A 262-nucleotide genomic window follows, 5' to 3' on the forward strand; every position below is an offset into this window, starting at 1 on the left:
TCTATAGCTAACCCAAGAAAGGTTTTCCTACGTCCATACCGCCGCGAACCGTCATACCGCGATTCATTCGCGGTATCTCAGCCGCTAACAAGAGATCCCGCTAACAAGTAGCGGGATGACGAGGTTCACTGCCATTAAGTTAAGGAAAGAATGGTTAAAAACTGAACTAAAAAGTCAGAAATAATTAAGGATTTATGACAAATACTGAAACAGAATAGAGTAAACTTTAAAGCAGATAAACTCTGAAGTGTAAATTACTTAA

This window comes from Wolbachia endosymbiont of Drosophila incompta, from assembly GCF_001758565.1.
Taxonomy (GTDB): Bacteria; Pseudomonadota; Alphaproteobacteria; order Rickettsiales; family Anaplasmataceae; genus Wolbachia; species Wolbachia pipientis.